Origin of the sequence: Sphaerisporangium flaviroseum, from assembly GCF_039537005.1 — a bacterium.
GTDB classification, from domain to species: Bacteria; Actinomycetota; Actinomycetes; order Streptosporangiales; family Streptosporangiaceae; genus Sphaerisporangium; species Sphaerisporangium flaviroseum.
In genome coordinates, this window is record NZ_BAAAZR010000010.1 from 1 (window position 1) to 13,310 (window position 13,310).

At 69.1% G+C, this 13,310-nt stretch carries 15 protein-coding genes; 9 read left to right on the top strand and 6 right to left on the bottom strand.

Annotated elements, in window-relative coordinates:
* Positions 1-119 precede the first annotated feature (119 nt).
* Together ABD810_RS20880 and ABD810_RS20885 are read left to right on the top strand one after the other, a co-directional pair.
* The gene (locus ABD810_RS20880) at positions 120-764 is read left to right on the top strand and encodes an HAD family hydrolase (protein WP_344942725.1); all 645 of its coding nucleotides are present in this window, start codon (positions 120-122) and stop codon (positions 762-764) included.
* A gap of 247 nt (positions 765-1,011) precedes the next feature.
* Positions 1,012-1,497 carry a cellulose synthase gene (locus ABD810_RS20885; RefSeq protein ID WP_344942727.1) on the top strand — a complete coding sequence of 162 codons (486 nt, stop codon included), beginning with the start codon at positions 1,012-1,014 and terminating at the stop codon, positions 1,495-1,497.
* A 160-nt stretch (positions 1,498-1,657) separates the two neighbouring features.
* On the opposite strand, the gene ABD810_RS20890 is transcribed toward ABD810_RS20885, so the two are convergent.
* Entirely contained in the window at positions 1,658-2,068 is a 411-nt protein-coding gene (locus ABD810_RS20890) for an ATP-binding protein (protein ID WP_344942730.1), read from the bottom strand.
* A 491-nt stretch (positions 2,069-2,559) separates the two neighbouring features.
* Here ABD810_RS20890 and ABD810_RS20895 point away from each other — a divergent pair, with 491 nt between their 5' ends.
* From ABD810_RS20895 to ABD810_RS20915, 5 genes are all read left to right on the top strand, one after another.
* Positions 2,560-3,552 carry an ABC transporter permease gene (locus ABD810_RS20895; RefSeq protein WP_344942732.1) on the top strand — a complete coding sequence of 331 codons (993 nt, stop codon included), beginning with the start codon at positions 2,560-2,562 and terminating at the stop codon, positions 3,550-3,552.
* Between the two features lie 54 nt (positions 3,553-3,606).
* Complete coding sequence (locus ABD810_RS20900) at positions 3,607-5,382, top strand: ABC transporter substrate-binding protein (protein ID WP_344942735.1); 1,776 nt, start codon at positions 3,607-3,609, stop codon at positions 5,380-5,382.
* An 87-nt stretch (positions 5,383-5,469) separates the two neighbouring features.
* Positions 5,470-6,489: an ABC transporter permease gene (locus tag ABD810_RS20905; protein ID WP_344942738.1), complete on the top strand. Its 1,020-nt coding sequence runs from the start codon at positions 5,470-5,472 to the stop codon at positions 6,487-6,489.
* On the top strand, positions 6,486-7,511 hold the full coding sequence (locus tag ABD810_RS20910; protein WP_344942741.1) for an ABC transporter ATP-binding protein: 1,026 nt from the start codon (positions 6,486-6,488) through the stop codon (positions 7,509-7,511). The genes ABD810_RS20905 and ABD810_RS20910 overlap by 4 nt, the downstream gene beginning before the upstream one ends.
* On the top strand, positions 7,508-8,542 hold the full coding sequence (locus ABD810_RS20915) for an ABC transporter ATP-binding protein (protein ID WP_344942744.1): 1,035 nt from the start codon (positions 7,508-7,510) through the stop codon (positions 8,540-8,542). The genes ABD810_RS20910 and ABD810_RS20915 overlap by 4 nt, the downstream gene beginning before the upstream one ends.
* Positions 8,543-8,632: 90 nt before the next feature.
* On the opposite strand, the gene ABD810_RS20920 is transcribed toward ABD810_RS20915, so the two are convergent.
* Positions 8,633-9,316: a response regulator gene (locus tag ABD810_RS20920; protein ID WP_344942746.1), complete on the bottom strand. Its 684-nt coding sequence runs from the start codon at positions 9,314-9,316 to the stop codon at positions 8,633-8,635.
* A gap of 3 nt (positions 9,317-9,319) precedes the next feature.
* Positions 9,320-10,522, bottom strand: a complete 1,203-nt coding sequence (locus ABD810_RS20925) for a sensor histidine kinase (protein ID WP_344942749.1) — start codon at positions 10,520-10,522, stop codon at positions 9,320-9,322.
* A 19-nt stretch (positions 10,523-10,541) separates the two neighbouring features.
* Between ABD810_RS20925 and ABD810_RS20930 the strand changes: the two genes are divergently transcribed.
* On the top strand, positions 10,542-10,814 hold the full coding sequence (locus ABD810_RS20930) for an MmyB family transcriptional regulator (protein WP_344943415.1): 273 nt from the start codon (positions 10,542-10,544) through the stop codon (positions 10,812-10,814).
* Positions 10,815-10,832: 18 nt separating this feature from the next.
* Here the strand turns inward: ABD810_RS20930 and ABD810_RS20935 are convergent, their stop codons facing one another.
* Together ABD810_RS20935 and ABD810_RS20940 are read right to left on the bottom strand one after the other, a co-directional pair.
* Complete coding sequence (locus ABD810_RS20935; protein WP_344942752.1) at positions 10,833-11,048, bottom strand: DUF397 domain-containing protein; 216 nt, start codon at positions 11,046-11,048, stop codon at positions 10,833-10,835.
* Positions 11,036-11,860 carry a helix-turn-helix domain-containing protein gene (locus tag ABD810_RS20940; protein WP_344942756.1) on the bottom strand — a complete coding sequence of 275 codons (825 nt, stop codon included), beginning with the start codon at positions 11,858-11,860 and terminating at the stop codon, positions 11,036-11,038. The genes ABD810_RS20935 and ABD810_RS20940 overlap by 13 nt, the downstream gene beginning before the upstream one ends.
* A 298-nt stretch (positions 11,861-12,158) precedes the next feature.
* Here ABD810_RS20940 and ABD810_RS20945 point away from each other — a divergent pair, with 298 nt between their 5' ends.
* Positions 12,159-12,404 (top strand): hypothetical protein, encoded by a 246-nt coding sequence (locus ABD810_RS20945; protein WP_344942759.1) that lies wholly within the window; start codon positions 12,159-12,161, stop codon positions 12,402-12,404.
* A gap of 4 nt (positions 12,405-12,408) precedes the next feature.
* Here the strand turns inward: ABD810_RS20945 and ABD810_RS20950 are convergent, their stop codons facing one another.
* Positions 12,409-13,269, bottom strand: coding sequence for a RecB family exonuclease (locus ABD810_RS20950; protein ID WP_344942762.1), 861 nt, complete (start codon positions 13,267-13,269; stop codon positions 12,409-12,411).
* Positions 13,270-13,310: the final 41 nt, after the last annotated feature.

Consider the following 13,310-nt stretch of genomic DNA (forward strand, 5'->3'; position numbering starts at 1 on the left):
AACAGGCCACCTCCGCGCTGATCGTGCACCACCCCGAAGCCAAGTACTTCAACGTCTGAGCCCTCGCGGCGAGACGGTACGGTCGTCGGACTACGTCATGCGTCGTCAGGGGGATTTCATTGGACGCGGTTCTCTTCGACATGGACGGGCTGCTCGTCGACACCGAGAAGCTCTGGTTCCAGGTCGAGTCAGAGGTGATGCGGCGCCTTGGGGCACGATGGGACACCGCCGACCAGGAGCAACTGGTCGGCGGCTCCATGCCGGCGACGGTGTCCTACATGCTCCAGAGGAGCGGGTCCGACCGGCATCCGGCCGAGCTGGAGGCCTGGTTGCTCGACGGTCTCCTCGTCCTGCTCGCGCAGGGCTTCGACCTGATGCCGGGAGCCGCCGAGCTGCTGGCCGAGGTCCGCGCCTCCGGAGTGCCCACCGGCCTGGTCACCTCCTCCACCCGGATCGTCGCCGAGGCGGTGATCGGCGCCATCGGGCCCGCCAACTTCGACATCGTGGTGACCGGCGACGACGTCCAGCGCTACAAACCCGACCCCGAGCCCTACCTGCGGGCCGCGCGCATGCTCGGCGCCGACCCGGCGCGCTGCGCCGCCCTTGAGGACTCGCCGAACGGCGTCGCTGCGGCCACGGCCGCAGGCTGCGCCGTCGTGGCGGTACCCAGCGTCCTCCCCATCCCACCGGGCCCCCGCCGCCTGGTGGCCGACACCCTCAAGCAAATAGACCTCCCCACCCTCCAAGCCCTCGTCCTCAGCTGACCCCCTCTTCCTCGCCGTCACCGGCCGGGGAGCGTGAGGGTGTGCCGTCTCCCGCATTGATGCGGCGTACGGCCGAGGGATTGATGCGGCGTACGGCCGAGGGTTCGTCCGGGGTGGCCCGGGGCGATCCCGTAGGGGGTGATCCCTGCTTCCGGGTAGGGGGAGGGCCATCCTTGCGGAGGAGGGGCCGTGGCCTTATGGCGTGCCAGGATGGAACGGTAAGCCACGACAAAGGGGGCGAGCCGTTATGTCGTTCAACCAGATCGCCTGGTTTCCGCTGTGCGCGGGGCTGACCGCAGTCGGCCTGGTGCTGAGCTTCATGGCGTTCCGCAGGCGCGGTGCCGGAGCGGGCCTGCGGGTGGCCGCGTGGTCGTTGATCCCGATGGCGGCCTACCTCACCGGCGCGCTGCCGGCCCTCTGGACGGCCGGTACGGCCGTGGTCGGCTTCGTCACCGGTCTGGTGTTCTCGCCGAAGGTGTGGGTGGGCGTCGCCGTGGCGGGCCTGTCGGCGGTGCTGTTCCTGGTCTCCGGCGTGCTGCGCAGGAGGCGCGCGGGCGCCGCGGTGGCCAAGCCGGAGGGCCGTCCCGAGAAGCAGCCCGCCCCGGGCGCGATCCCGGGCGCAGCCGCTCCCACACTGCCCAACCGCAGGCCCCTGCCGCCCAAGTCCGCGGCCCCGGCCGAGGACGACCTGTCCGACATCGAGGAGATCCTCAAGCGCCGGGGCATCAGCTAGCCTGTCCGGCGGCCGGACGCGGGGCCGCCGGCCGGCCTCTAACGGCTGAGGGACGGACCGGCTGGCTGCTAACGGCTGAGGGACGAACAGGCTGGCTGCTAACGGCAGATGGCCGGCCGTCGGCCGGGTTCACCGGGGTGGTGGACGGGGCCGGTGGCGGTCAGGGGTGCCGGTGGCGTAGGCAGCGGATGAACCAGACGCTCTTGCCGGTTCGGCCGGGGCAGGCGGTCAGCCCCCACTGGTCGGCCAGGGCGTCCACGATCACCAGGCCGCGGCCGTGGTCGACGTGCCTGTCCACGTGCAGCCGGCGTGGCAATCCGGAGCCGTTGTCGGTCACCTCCCCACGGAGCGCTCCATCACCGGCGCGCAGCGACAGCCCTATGGGGGGAGCGCCGTGGGCGATGGCGTTGGTGACCAGCTCGCTCACCATGAGAACCACGTCGTCCATCAGATCCGGCAGATCCCAGCCCACGAGCGTCCGCCGCACAATGTCCCGCGCCTTGACGACGATCGCCTCGTCGCCCGGTAGCTCACAGGACATGGTCCGGTACCCCCTTGGAGTGCCGATCATCGATGCTCCTCGCCGCCGAACTGGCCCGTGACGGCACGCGCCGTCATCAGGGATACGGCGCCGGACCCTGTTACGTTCGGATAACGACGTCTCAGTCCGCAAGATCCCCCGATGCGGCTCCAGAGGCCCTCGATAAGATCGGTTCCACGAGCCCCGGCCTTGATCGTCAAGCCGCGGGCGGCCCCGGATCCGGCCGCTCCGCGCCGCATCGCGCCTGCCGTAGAGGGTCTCCGCGCCGTGTCACGGTTTCGGGACACAACCCGAACGGGCCCCGGACATTCCATCCAAGATCAACACGAATGAATTTCGCATGAATCACAGTTGAGCCACATAGCGCGCTGAGGTACTGGTCAGTGCAGCTCAGCACATAGATTCTGCGTCCGGGGGCCGTACACTCGGCCTGCTCGAAAAGATGGCGACCTCCGCCGGCCACCAATGGCAGGGCGGCGCGTCAGACGGACAACGTCGTCTGGGATCCAGGGGGCCGACACATGACCGCACCGCTCGATGTCTCCGGCACGGAGCTCGAGGCCGCGCCGGAAGCCGTGCTCGAAGGGTCACGCGCCAAGGCGATCCAGGGCCGTTCTCTCGGCCAGATCGCATGGATGCGCCTCAAGCGCGACAAGGTGGCGCTCACCGGTGCCGGCATCGTGATCTTTCTCATCCTGGTGGCGGCCTTCGCTCCCTTGATCGTCGGCTGGCTGGGACACCCGCCCACCGACTTCAACCAGGACCTCATCAGCTCCGAGACGATGGCGCCCAAGGACGGCACCGCCATCAGCTGGGAGCATCCGTTCGGTGTCGAGCCCGTCAACGGCCGCGACATCTTCAGCCGTATCATCTACGGCGCCCGCATCTCGCTGCTGATCGCCTTCCTGGCCACGCTGCTGTCGGTGGTCCTCGGCACCACGCTCGGGATCATGGCGGGCTACTTCGGGGGCTGGGTCGACTCGGTCATCAGCAAGACGATGGACGTCTTCCTCGCCTTCCCGCTCCTGGTCTTCGCCATCGCCCTTGCCGGCATCGTGCCCGACTCCGCGTTCGGCCTCTCCGGTGACGCGTTGCGCGTCTCGCTGCTGGTGTTCATCATCGGCTTCTTCAACTGGCCTTATATCGGGCGCATCATGCGCGGCCAGACCCTGTCGCTGCGGGAGCGGGAGTTCGTCGACGCGGCCCGCAGCCTCGGCGCCCGCGGCCCGTACATCATCTTCCGGGAGATGCTGCCCAACCTGGTGGCGCCGATCCTGGTCTACGCCACGCTCCTGATCCCGACGAACATCGTCTTCGAGGCCGCGCTGTCGTTCCTCGGCGTCGGTGTGCGCCCGCCCACGCCCACCTGGGGCGGCATGCTCTCGGATGCCGTCCGCTTCTACACGATCCCGCACTTCATGTTCTTCCCCGGCATGGCGATCTTCATCACCGTGCTGGCCTTCAACCTCCTCGGTGACGGTCTACGCGACGCCCTCGACCCGAGGGCCCGCTGAGCTCGATCTGGTTCCCCCGTAAGTTCCTGGCTCCGACAACAAGGGGTTTTGTAGATGATGAGAAAGACCACACTGGGGGTGACCGCCATGGGCGCGGTTCTCGCCCTGGCTCTGGCCGCCTGTGGTGGCGGCCCGACGGCGACGCCGAGCCAGTCCGGCGCGGCGCCGGCGGGCGGTGGCGCGAAGGCCGCGTTCAACGCCGCTCTCACGCAGGTGTACAACCCTTCTGACAAGAAGGGTGGGATCATGAAGTTCGCCAACGCCGGCGACTGGGACTCCCTCGACCCCGCCGACACCTACTACGGCTACTCCTGGAACTTCATCCGGCTGTACGGCCGTGCCCTGGTGATGTTCAAGCCGGCTCCCGGCAAGGAGAGCAGCGAGCTCGTCCCGGACCTCGCCGAGACCCTGGGCGTCCCCAGTGACGACGCCAAGACCTGGACGTACAAGCTGCGTGCGGGCGTCAAGTTCGAGGACGGCACGCCGATCACGTCCAAGGACGTCAAGTACGGCGTCATGCGGTCGTTCGACAAGGAGGTGTTCCCGGACGGGTACACCTACTTCAACGACACCCTCGACTGGCCCAAGGACTACAAGGGCCCCTACAAGTCCAAGGGCGTCAACGTCGACAGCGCGATCTCGACCCCCGACGACCAGACGATCGTCTTCCACCTGAAGCAGCCCTACAGTGGCTTCGACTACTTCGCGCAGCTTCCGGCGACGATCCCGGTCCCCGAGGCCAAGGACACGGGCGCGAAGTACCGCGAGCACGTGATCTCCTCCGGGCCGTACAAGTTCGACAAGAACGACATCGGCAAGGGCTTCAACCTGGTCCGCAACGACCAGTGGGACCCCGCCACCGACCCGAACCGCAAGGCGCTGCCCGACGGTTACGACGTCCGGACCAACGTCAACGCGGACGACATCGACAACCGGGTCCTCTCCGGCGACCTGCACGTCGACATCGCGGGCACCGGCGCCCAGCCGGCCACCCTCGGCCGCGTGCTGACCGACCCGAACCTCAAGGCCAACACGGACAACCCGACGATCACGCGCCTGTGGTACACGTCGATCAACGGCAACGTGAAGCCGCTGGACAACCTCGACTGCCGCAAGGCCGTGGAGTACGCCGCGGACAAGGTGGCCTACCAGACCGCCTACGGAGGCGAGTTCTCCGGTGGCCAGATCGCGACCAGTCTGCTGCCCCCGGGCATCCCCGGCCACGCGGACATCAACCCCTACCCCAGCGGGCCGGACAACCACGGTGACGTCACCAAGGCCAAGGAGCACCTCACGGCCTGCGGCCAGCCGAACGGCTTCGAGACCAACATCTCCTACCGGGCCGAGCGTCCGAAGGAGAAGGCGACCGCCGAAGCGCTGCAGCAGTCCCTGGCCAAGGTCGGCATCAAGCTCACGCTGAAGCCGTTCCCGCAGGCCGACTACTTCGCCCTGTACGCCGGCAAGCCCGGTTACGCCAAGGACAACAAGCTCGGCCTGGCCATCAACGGCTGGGGTGCCGACTGGCCCGACGGCTACGGCTTCCTGCAGCAGATCGTCGACAGCCGCGTGATCCGTGAGACCGGTGGCTCCTCGAACATCAGCGTGCGCGACCCCGAGGTCGACAAGCTGCTCGACCAGGCCTCGCTGGAGACCGACACCGCCAAGCGGGAGCCGATCTGGGCGCAGATCGACCAGAAGGTCATGGACAACGCGTTCATCCTGCCCGGCCTGTGGGCCAAGAGCCTGCTGCTCCGTGGCAAGGGCGTGACGAACGTCTTCGTCAGCGACGCGACCGGCATGTACGACTACCTCAACATGGGCCTCGAGTAAACGCCCACACCCATCCGATAGATCCGATAGACACGTGAACGCGGCAGGGGGCCGGCCGACCGGCCGGCCCCCGGAGCCGGGGGGACTGTGGCCACATACATCATCCGGCGCCTGATCTGGGGTGTCTTCATGCTCGCCATCGTGAGCGTGATCACCTTTGCCATCTTCTTCTTGGTGCCCCGCCTGGCGGGCGCCACCTCGGAGAGCCTCGCCACGCGCTACGTCGGCCGTACGGCCAGCGCCGAGCAGGTGAAGGTCGCGGCCGAGAAGCTCGGCTTCAACGATCCGCTGGTCGTCCAGTACGGCCGGTTCGCCAAGGGCCTGGTCGCGGGTGCCGAGTATGACTACGGCCCCGGCGTGGAGCACTGCCCGGCACCGTGTTTCGGTTACTCGTTCCTCACCCGGCTGCCCGTGTGGCCCGACCTGCTCAACCGGCTGCCGGTGACGATATCGCTGTCTCTCGGGGCGGCGGTGATCTGGCTGATCGGGGGCGTGGCCACCGGGGTGATCTCCGCGCTGAGACGCGGCAGCTTCTTCGACCGGGCGGCGATGACCATCGCGCTCGGCGGCGTCTCGCTCCCCATCTTCTTCACCGGCATCGTCTCGCTGGTGGTGTTCAGCTACGGCCGTCCCTTCGCGCTCGCGGCGCCCGGCGGCAGCTTCACCCCGTTCTTCGACAACCCGGTCATGTGGGCGTACAACCTGACGCTTCCATGGATCACGCTGGCCTTCCTGTACGCGGCCGGGTACGCCCGGCTCACGCGATCAGGCATGCTGGAGACGATGAACGAGGACTACATACGCACGGCCCGCGCCAAGGGCCTGGCGGAGCGCACGGTCGTCTTCAAGCACGGCCTGCGAGGCGCGCTCACGCCGATTCTAACGATCTTCGGCCTCGACCTCGGGCTCCTGATGGGCGGCGCGGTGCTCACCGAGAGCACCTTCTCGCTGCCGGGCATCGGCAAGTACGCCATCGACGCGATCACCAACCAGGACCTGCCGAAGGTCATGGGCGTCACCCTGGTCGCCGCCTTCTTCGTCGTCCTGGCGAACCTGGTCGTCGACCTCCTGTACGCGGTGGTCGACCCGAGAGTGAGGCTCACGTGAGCTTTCTCCAGCTGAACGATCTTCGGATCCACTTCCCGACCGACGACGGTCTGGTCAAATCGGTCGACGGGCTCTCGTTCCGGCTGGAGCGCGGCAAGACCCTCGGCATCGTGGGCGAGTCCGGTTCGGGCAAGAGCGTCACCAGCCTCGGCATCCTGGGCCTCCACAAGGGCACCCGGGCCAAGATCACCGGGGAGATCTGGCTCGACGGGGAGGAGCTGGTCTCCGCCACCCCCGAGCACGTCCGCACCCTGCGCGGCAAGAAGATGGCGATGATCTTCCAGGATCCGCTGTCGGCCATGCACCCCTACTACACCGTGGGCGCGCAGATCATCGAGGCCTACCGGATCCACCACCAGGTCAGCAAGGCCGTCGCGCGCAAGCACGCGATCGACATGCTCGGCCGGGTGGGCATCCCGCAGCCGGACAGGCGGGTCGACAGCTATCCCCACGAGTTCTCCGGCGGCATGCGCCAGCGCGCGATGATCGCGATGGCGCTCTCGTGCGACCCTGAGCTGCTGATCGCCGACGAGCCGACCACGGCCCTCGACGTGACCGTCCAGGCGCAGATCCTCGACCTGATGCGCGACCTGCAGCAGGAGTTCAACTCCGCGCTGATCATCATCACCCACGACCTGGGCGTGGTGGCCGAGCTGGCCGACGACATCCTGGTGATGTACGGCGGCAAGTGCATCGAGTACGGCACCGCCGAGGACATCTTCGAGCGGCCCGAGCACCCCTACACCTGGGGCCTGCTCGGATCGATGCCCCGGCTCGACCGTGAGCGCACCGAGCGGCTGATGCCCATCAAGGGCACCCCGCCTTCCCTGATCAACGTGCCCAACGGGTGCGCCTTCCATCCGCGCTGCGCCTTCGAGGGCCGCACGCAGGGCAAGGCCGACACGGAGGTCCCCGAGCTCCTGGAGACCGAGGGCGGCCATCTGGTGCGCTGCCACATGTCCCGGGAGGAACGGCACGCCATCTGGGAGAACGAGATCAAGCCCAACCTGGAGTCCGTGTGAGTGAGTCACCTGAGGCCTTGCTGTCCGTCCAGGGCCTCGAGAAGCACTTCCCGATCACCAAGGGGCTGTTCAGGCGCCAGGTCGGAGCCGTCAAGGCCGTCGACGGGCTGACCTTCGACGTGGTCAAGGGCGAGACGCTCGGCCTGGTGGGGGAGTCCGGCTGTGGCAAGACCACGACCGGCCGCCTGATCACCCGGCTGCTGGAGCCGACCGGCGGGAAGATCGTCTTCGAGGGCAGGGACATCAGCCACATGTCGCAGGGCGACCTGCGCCCGCTCCGCCGCGACATGCAGATGATCTTCCAGGATCCCTACAGCTCGCTGAACCCGCGCCACACCGTCGGCGCCATCGTGGGAGCGCCGTTCCGCATCCAGGGCGTGCAGACCGAGCACGGCACCAAGAAGGCCGTCCAGGACATCCTTGAGCTGGTGGGGCTGAACCCCGAGCACTACAACCGCTATCCGCACGAGTTCTCCGGCGGCCAGCGGCAGCGCATCGGCATCGCCCGCACGCTGGCGCTCAAGCCGAAGCTGATCATCGCGGACGAGCCGGTGTCGGCGCTCGACGTGTCCATCCAGGCGCAGGTCGTCAACCTGCTCGAGGACCTGCAGAACGAGCTCGACCTCACCTACGTGGTGATCGCGCACGACCTGTCGGTGGTCCGGCACATCAGCGACCGGGTCGCCGTCATGTACCTCGGCAAGATCGTCGAGATCGCCGACCGCAAGAACCTGTACGAGTCGCCGATGCACCCGTACACCACCGCGCTGCTGTCGGCCGTGCCCGTGCCCGACGTCAAGCGGCGCAACGCGCGCGAGCGCATCCGGCTCCAGGGAGACGTGCCGAGCCCGATCAACCCGCCGCCGGCCTGCCGGTTCCACACCCGCTGCTGGAAGGCCCAGGAGATCTGCAAGACCGTCGAGCCGCCGCTGGCGGAGCTGGCCACCGGTCACCAGGTCGCCTGCCACTTCCCCGAGAACGCTCCGACGGACGCCGTGTCGGGAGACACCGGCACGACCGTCCCCGCCTGAGGTCCGGGTGCGGCGCCTACGGGCGCCCGTACCCGCGGAGGCGGCGGAGTCCTCACCCGGGCCCCCGGCTCCGGCGCGGGCCGGGGCCGGTCAGGGGATCGCGCCCGGGGTGATCAGGCCGGTCTCGTAGGCGAGGACCACGGCCTGCACCCGGTCGCGCAGCGCCAGCTTGGTGAGCACGTTGCCCACGTGGGTCTTCACCGTCGTCTCGCTGACCACGAGTTCGGCGGCGATCTCGGCGTTCGACATGCCCTTGGCGATCAGGCGCAGCACCTCCAGCTCGCGCTCGGTCAGCCGGTGGACGCGTGCCGGGGTGGCCTGCTGGTGGGCCGAGGGCAGCCGGGCGGCGAACTTGTCGAGCAGGCGCCTTGTCACGCTCGGCGCCACGATGGCGTCCCCGGCGGCCACCACGCGGATCGCCTGCACGAGCTCGTCCGGCGGCACGTCCTTGAGCAGGAAGCCGCTGGCGCCCGCCCGCAGGGCCTCGACGATGTACTCGTCCAGGTCGAAGGTGGTCAGCACCAGGACGCGGGGTACGTGGGCGCCGGGGGCGGCGTCGCGCACGATGCGCCGGGTCGCGTCGATGCCGTCCACGCCGGGCATGCGGATGTCCATGAGGACCACGTCGGGAAGCAGGGCTCTGGACTGGTCCTGCGCTGTGGACCCGTTGCCCGCCTCTCCCACCACCGTGATGTCGTTCTCGGCCTCCAGGATGAGCCGGAAGCCGGTGCGCAGGAGTGGCTGGTCGTCGACCAGCAGCACACGGATAGTCATTTGTCAGTCCTTGAGGGGGAATCGGGCCCGTACCTCGAATCCACCCCCATGGCGCGGGCCGATCCGCAGGATTCCACCATAAAGGGCAACTCGCTCACGTATGCCGACGAGACCGTGACCGGGTCTGTCGTCCGGCCCGCGTGCGAACTCCCCCGTCCCGCCCAGCCCGTCGTCCTCCACCTGCACCAGAAGCTCGCTCGGCTCGTGGCGTACGGTCACCCACGCCCGCGCGGCAGGCCCCGCGTGCCGCAGGCTGTTCGTCAGGGCCTCCTGGATCAGGCGGTAGGCGGCCAGGTCGATGCCCGGGGGAAGGATCCGCCGCTCGCCCTCGATCCAGAGCTGCGCGCGCAGGCCGGCCTCACGCATCTGGTCGACCAGGCCGGGAAGGTCCCCCATGCCGGGCTGCGGGGAGAGCTCGCCGGTCTCTCCATCGGTGCGAAGGACCCCGACGATGCCCCGCATCTCGCGCATGGCGGTCCTGCCCATCTCCTCGATGGCCATCAGCGCGTCCTTGGCCGCCTCTGGCCGGGTGTCGAGGACCTTGCGGGCGGCGGCGGCCTGGACCGTCATCACGCTCACGTGGTGGGCCACGACGTCGTGCAACTCGCGGGCGATGCGGGACCTCTCCTCCGCGCGGGCGGCCCGGGTGTCGGCGTCCCGCGCCCGCTCCAGCCGCTCCGCCCGGTCGACCAGTTCGGCGAGGTAGGCCCGGCGAAGCCGTACCGAGCGGCCGACCACCCAGACGGCGATGGCCACCACCATGGCGAACGTGTGCCGGGTCCAGTTCGCCGGGTCGTCGTCCAGGATCACCTTGAGGGCGTACGCGAGCGCGGCGACCGCGGCGGCGGCGAGGCTGAGCGCCAGCCCCCGGTAGGCCGCCACGGTGTACAGCAGGATGAGCGAGGCCACCGCGGTGGACCCGCCGTCGTAGTGCAGCGCGGCCAGCGCGATCTGGGGAAGCGCGGCGACGCAGAGCAGCACGAACGGCCAGCGCCTGCGGAGCACCAGCGGCGCCAACCCCAGCACGATCAGGGTGACGCTGAGAGCGTCGGGCGCCTTGGCCGGGCCGTACCCGGAGGTGTCGCCGGTGCCGATGACCACCGTCGCCGCGATGGAGACCCCCGCCAGGACCGCCGCGAGAGCCGAGTCGCCGAACAGGGGATGCCTTCTCAGCCAGGCTCGCGGACTGCCGGGGGTGGTGCGCACCCCTTCAATTTAGGACGTCCTGGTTGTCGGCCACCCTGCTGAGGATGGATATCGCCCTCATCCCCCGGAAGGACATCCCCTCCGGGCGGAGCGAACCGGCTCCCGAGGTGAGCCGCCGGGCTCTAGGTCGCCTCCCAGGGTGCTGACGGAGATCTCGGCGAAGTGCGAGACCTTCCGGGCTCTGTGGACCGACCACGACGTGCAGGAGCGCGTCGTCGGCGTCAAGTGGTACCGCCACCGCACCGTGGCCCTCCAGGACGGGCGGGTCTGGTCCGCACGACGGCATGCGTGATCGCACGGACCTCCGACCTCAGGTGCCGAAGCGGCCGTCCTTCATGCCCTGGCTGAAGTCGGTCCACTCGCCCGCGCTGAAGACCAGCGTGGGTCCGGTGGGGTCCTTGCTGTCGCGGACGCCGATCCGCTCGCCCGGCAGGTGGGCGATCTCGACGCAGTCACCGCCGCTGCTTCCGGAGTAGGAGGATTTGACCCAGGCCGCTTCGCGGAGCTCGTCGTTCAGGTGGTCCATCGCTCTATCGTCTCCCTGATCATGTCGAGCGACGCGCGCTGGGGGAGCGCCTCAGCGCGGATCACTTCGTATCTGGTCGTGAGATCCTCGACCACTTCCGCCCGATCGACGACCTGGCCATGACCCGCTGATTCGAGGTACACCGTATCGGGGACGCCTCGAGCCTGCGCGATGATGAAACCCCCTTCGAGACCTGTGGTGGAGTACGTGCTGAGCGGCAGGATCTGGACCGTGATGTACGGCAGGGAACCCGCCTCTATCAGGTGGGCGAGCTGGGCCGCCATCACCTGGGCGTCGCCGACGGGCCGGTGCAGGACGCACTCGTCCAGCACCGCCCAGAACATCGGCGGCTCGGGGCGCTCGAAGATGCGCTTGCGCTCCATGCGGGCCGCGACGTTGTCCTCTACCTGTTCCTGTGTCACCCGTGGCTCGCCGAGCAGGATCGCCCGCGCGTACTCCTCGGTCTGAAGGAGCCCGGGAACTATGAGCGGCTGCCACGTGTGCAGCGTGCCGGCCTCGCGCTCGACGTCCAGCCAGGGGCGGAACCAGGCGGGAGTGGACGCGCGGTTGATGAACGGCCAGAGCCTGAGCAGGGCCCCGTCGAGCTCCAGGGCCTCGTCGCAGCGCTCGGCGAAGTCGCGTGAGGGGGTGCGCCTGGCGGTCTCGACCATGCCCACCAGGGCCAGGGAAAAGCAGATCTTCTGGGCGAGCTGCTCCATCGTCCAGCCTGCCGCCGTGCGGTGTCGTCGCAGCTCATAGCCGAAGAGCGCCTGCGGGGAGGCGCTGGGGTCGAGTTCGCGGGGGGCGGGCATCAACGCTCCGTTCGAACGGGTACGGCTGGCCCCCTGACGGCTCCCACACGCCATTTCACACGAGGTGTCGAATACGCGATGGAGGCGGTTGGGTACCGAGAGTAGTCGGCAGGCGGCAGTCTTGGAAAGGCGAGCGGTCAACGGCCGGGTGAACGGCGGAGGCGATGACGAACATGCCACAGCATCATCGTGAGCGTGTGGAACCACGGCGTCCAGTGGGAGCCCCAGGGGATTCACGGGCGATGACTCCGGCACGGCCGGGCGGCCGGCGCGTGCCCTCCCACCATGAGGAGGGCCGATGATCTTCCTGCCCTACGGTCGCGCCGAGGTGCCCGAAGAGCAGCGGCACGCGAACCTGGAGACCGTCAGGAGGGTGCGCGACGTGGTCTCTGGGCTGGTGGAGGACGGGCGCCAGCGGCGGCGGGCCGAGGGCCTCATCACCTCCTGGAGCCTCGACCGCGACGAGCTGGACGAGGCCGCGGCCGCCCTCGGCATCCCGCCCCTGCGGGACGAGGAGTGGGACGCCATCAATCGCCCGATTTGAGCACTCACAGCTCGTCGGTGGCCGCCCTGCGGGACCCGCGGGTGGTGTCGCCGGGGCGGCGGTCGGGGACGGGCGGGGGAGTGCCGCCCCACTCAGGGCAGATCTCCTGGTAGTCGCACCAGTCACACAACCGGCTCCGGCGGGCCCGCCACTCACGGGTGGTGAGCGACCGCTCGATGGCCTCCCAGAGCGCCTGCACCTTGCGCTCGGTGGCCCGCAGGTCGGCCTCGTCGGGGGCGTAGCGCAGGATCTCGCCGTTGCCGAGGTACATCAGCTGGAGCAGCCGGGGCACGGTGCCGTGCAGGCGCCACAGCACGAGGGCGTAGAACTTCATCTGGAACAGCGCCTTGGCCTCGAAGTCGGGGCCGGGCGCGCTCCCTGTCTTGTAGTCGACCACGCGCACGTCGCCGGTCGGCGCCACGTCGAGCCGGTCGATGTACCCCCGGAGCATGAGCCCGCTGTCGAGCACCGCCTCGACATAGAGCTCGCGCTGGGCGGGCTCGAGCCGGCTCGGATCCTCCAGGGCGAAGTAGCGCTCGAGCATCTGCCGCGCCTGGCCGAGCCAGCGCAGCCGCTCGGTCTCGTCGCCGAACAGGGCGGAGTACTCGGGGGCGTGCTCCAGCAGGCGCGCCCACTGCGGGTCGAGCAGACCCTGCGCCGCCGTGACGGTGCGCTCGGCGGCCGGCAGGTCGTACAGCCGCTCCAGCACCGCGTGGACCAGCGTGCCGCGCACGGCCGCCGGGGAGGGCCGCTCGGGCAGCTGGTCGATCACGCGGAAGCGGTAGAGCAGCGGACATGTCATGAAGTCGCCCGCCCGGGAGGGGGAGAGGGTGCCGACGATCGCGGGCGGCTCCGAAATGCTCATGCCGGAACTGTAAGTCAGTCGGCCGACACTTTAGGCCGGAG